This is a genomic window from Acinetobacter sp. YH01004, assembly GCF_013420455.1.
Classification (GTDB): domain Bacteria; phylum Pseudomonadota; class Gammaproteobacteria; order Pseudomonadales; family Moraxellaceae; genus Acinetobacter; species Acinetobacter towneri.
This window is the reverse complement of the sequence record NZ_VOXZ01000032.1, coordinates 1-3418: the sequence shown is the minus strand read 5'-3', so window position 1 is coordinate 3418 and position 3418 is coordinate 1. Positions and strand designations below refer to the sequence as shown.

Here is a 3418-nt window from a genome sequence, read left to right as displayed (position 1 = left end):
GGCCAGGCCTCAGCATTTTATTATGGTGATCCCCTGGGCGAAATGCGCCTGGTAAGCAGAGTTTTTGAAATGTAAGGCCTTTGAATAAGACAAAAGGCTGCCTCATCGCTAACTTTGCAACAGTGCCAGTTTTATTACGAACGTGTTTTGGGTGGACAACGGAAAACATATTTCATCGAAAGACCAAAAAAAGAAAAAACACTTCCTGTTGTGATGAGTGAAGAAGAAACCATTCGGGTACTACGCGCTATTGAAAACGTGAAACACAAGGCTATTCTGATGACTATTTATTCGGCAGGTTTGCGCATTTCTGAATGTATAAACCTGAAAATAAAAGACATTGACTCCAAGCGCATGCAAATTCGTATAGAACAGTCAAAAGGAAAAAGAGATCGTTATACCATTTTATCTGAGAAAACATTAATTATTTTAAGAACATACTTTATGGAATATAAACCAAAAGATTATTTATTTGAAGGTCAAAAAGGTGGCGCATACTCAAGCCGAAGTATTCAAAACATTTTTAAAGCAGCTGTTTTAAAAGCAAAGATTCAAAAGGAAGTTACTGTACATACCTTACGACATAGCTTTGCAACGCATTTGCTTGAGAATGGTACGAGTTTACGTTATATTCAATCGTTGTTAGGTCATTCAAGCAGTAAAACAACTGAGGTTTATACACATATTACCACCAAGGGAATGGAACAATTAAAAAGTCCGATGGATTTGTTAGATATATAGAAAGGATTTGTATATTTGAGCAAAACTTAACAAAAAGCACTATGAATATAAATCCTTTTGAGAGAGTAGAAACGAACGGTAAACGGTTGAAAACGGATTTGTCACTGATAATGAAAGGTTTAGCAAAATAAGATATAGTGGATATATACGCCATTTGGCGTATAGCCACTTGTTATGTGCCATTTTTGAATGACAATGCGAATAGATACGGACAAACAAATGAATTTACTTAGTGATAAGAACGTTGCAATAATTGGTGGTGGACCCGTTGGACTGACTATGGCAAAATTATTACAGCAAAACGGCATAGACGTTTCAGTTTACGAAAGAGACAACGACCGAGAGGCAAGAATTTTTGGTGGAACCCTTGACCTACACAAAGGTTCAGGTCAGGAAGCAATGAAAAAAGCGGGATTGTTACAAACTTATTATGACTTAGCCTTACCAATGGGTGTAAATATTGCTGATGAAAAAGGCAATATTTTATCCACAAAAAATGTAAAGCCCGAAAATCGATTTGACAATCCTGAAATAAACAGAAATGACTTAAGGGCTATCTTGTTGAATAGTTTAGAAAACGACACGGTTATTTGGGATAGAAAACTTGTTATGCTTGAACCTGGTAAGAAGAAGTGGACACTAACTTTTGAGAATAAACCGAGTGAAACAGCAGATTTGGTTATTCTTGCCAATGGTGGAATGTCGAAAATAAGGAGCTTTGTTACCGACACGCAAGTTGAAGAAACCGGTACTTTCAACATCCAAGCTGATATTCTTCAACCGGAAATAAACTGTCCCGGATTTTTTCAGCTATGCAACGGCAACCGATTAATGGCGGGACATCAGGGCATTTTATTGTTTGCCAATCCCAATAATAATGGTGCATTGTATTTAGGAATTAGTTTTAAAACGCCCGATGAATGGAAAAATAAAATTCCCTTAGATTTTCAGGACAGAAACAGCGTTGCCGATTTTTTATTGAAAAGATTTTCCAAATGGAGTGAAGTTTACAAACAATTAATACGTTCGGTATCAACATTTCAATGCTTGCCCACAAGGAAATTTCCTTTGAACAATGATTGGAAAAGTAACCGTCCATTACCCATAACAATGATTGGCGATGCTGCTCATTTGATGTCGCCTTTTGCAGGACAGGGTGTAAATACGGGATTATTGGATGCTTTGATATTGTCTGAAAACCTTACAAACGGAGAATTTACAAGTATTGAAAATGCCATCGAAAACTACGAACAACAAATGTTTGTTTATGCAAAAGATACGCAGGACGAATCGACAGAAAACGAAACCGAAATGTTTAGTCCCAATTTTTCGTTTCAAAAATTATTGAATCTATAAACAGTAAGAAAAAACGGCTACTAACAAGCAGTTTTGCAATAGTGGGGCAGAAGTGCAAAATTGAACTTGTGTGCTTCTATCAACTTTTGTACATTAGCTGCCAGTTTAAGATGGGTGCATTTGAGTATGCCCAAAGGAGCCCGCAAGTATGCGCAGGACGAAGCCAGTAGCCGCGCCGATGGTGGCGCGGGTCTATCTGCGCGTCAGCACCGACGCGCAGGACTTGGAACGCCAAGAGGCGATCACTACGGCCGCGAAGGCCGCCGGCTACTACGTCGCCGGCATCTACCGTGAGAAGGCATCCGGCGCACGCGCCGACCGGCCTGAGCTGCTGCGCATGATCGGCGACCTACAGCCCGGCGAGGTGGTCATTGCCGAGAAGATCGACCGCATCAGCCGCCTACCTTTGCCCGAGGCCGAGCGCCTGGTGGCCTCGATACAGGCCAAAGGCGCACGCCTGGCCGTCCCTGGCGTGGTCGATCTATCCGACCTGGCGGCCGAGGCCCAGGGCGTCGCCAAGATCGTGCTGGAAGCCGTGCAGATCATGCTTTTTCGCCTGGCCTTGCAGATGGCCCGCGACGACTACGAGGACAGGCGCGAACGCCAGCGCCAAGGCATTGAGTTGGCCCGCCAGGCCGGGCGGTACAAGGGCCGCCGTGCTGATCCGAAGCGCCGCGCCCAAGTTGTCGCGCTGCGCAAGTCCGGCTACAGCATCAACAAGACCGCCGAGCTGGCCGGGTACAGTGCGGCCCAGGTGAAACGGATATGGGCCGAGGTCAGCCAGGCCGAAGCGAAGCAGCACGGCGCGTTCGTGGAGGACGCATTGACGGAAGCCGATGCCCTGGCCGCTGTCGGCCAGGATGAGCGCCAGGAGGAAAGGGCATGAAGAAGCCGAACCAAGACGACGAGCCGTTTTTCATCACCGAGGAGATTGCGGCCGAAATGATCGCCGGCGGCTATGAGTTCGAGCTGCCGCCCATTCCTTGCACCATCCGCCTACGCGACGTGCTGGAGCGCATGACCGATGCTGAGCTAGCATTGCAGCCGGGCGAGATCGCCGACCAGGAGCGTGAACGCTGCCGGCGCAAGCCGTGTTCAACCTCATGATCTGGTCATGGTATTTTTCATGGCACTGAGCCTGATAGTTCTTGCAAATTGTTGTCACTAAAGGGTTTTGTGTGCTTGTTTACAATCGAGTGGGAGTGACGGGCACTGGCTGGCAATGTCTAGCAACGGCAGGCATTTCGGCTGAGGGTAAAAGAACTTTCCGCTAAGCGATAGACTGTATGTAAACACAGTATTGCAAGGACGCGGAACATGC

4 protein-coding genes and 1 pseudogene are annotated in these 3418 nt (G+C 45.6%); all 5 read left to right on the top strand.

The genetic code is table 11. From position 1 onward, the window contains the following. Positions 1-75, top strand: a pseudogene (locus tag FTT71_RS13080) (IS6 family transposase); the annotation flags it as partial. 72 nt (positions 76-147) lie between these two features. Next, a complete protein-coding gene (locus tag FTT71_RS13075; protein ID WP_205779272.1) occupies positions 148-741 on the top strand; it encodes a tyrosine-type recombinase/integrase in 594 nt (197 codons plus the stop codon). 189 nt (positions 742-930) lie between these two features. Further along, the gene (locus FTT71_RS13070; protein WP_024160783.1) at positions 931-2097 is read left to right on the top strand and encodes a tetracycline-inactivating monooxygenase Tet(X3); all 1167 of its coding nucleotides are present in this window, start codon (positions 931-933) and stop codon (positions 2095-2097) included. A 148-nt stretch (positions 2098-2245) separates the two neighbouring features. Beyond that, complete coding sequence (locus FTT71_RS13065) at positions 2246-2983, top strand: recombinase family protein (protein WP_001366550.1); 738 nt, start codon at positions 2246-2248, stop codon at positions 2981-2983. Further along, a complete protein-coding gene (locus FTT71_RS13060) occupies positions 2980-3204 on the top strand; it encodes a hypothetical protein (protein WP_000743213.1) in 225 nt (74 codons plus the stop codon). Before FTT71_RS13065 ends, FTT71_RS13060 begins: the two co-directional genes overlap by 4 nt. Positions 3205-3418: the final 214 nt, after the last annotated feature.

Coding starts and splice junctions, on each gene's coding strand:
- FTT71_RS13065 (WP_001366550.1), top strand. CDS start 2,246: ATGCGCAGGACGAAGCCAGTAGCCGCGCCGATGGTGGCGCGGGTCTAT.
- FTT71_RS13070 (WP_024160783.1), top strand. CDS start 931: ATGACAATGCGAATAGATACGGACAAACAAATGAATTTACTTAGTGAT.
- FTT71_RS13060 (WP_000743213.1), top strand. CDS start 2,980: ATGAAGAAGCCGAACCAAGACGACGAGCCGTTTTTCATCACCGAGGAG.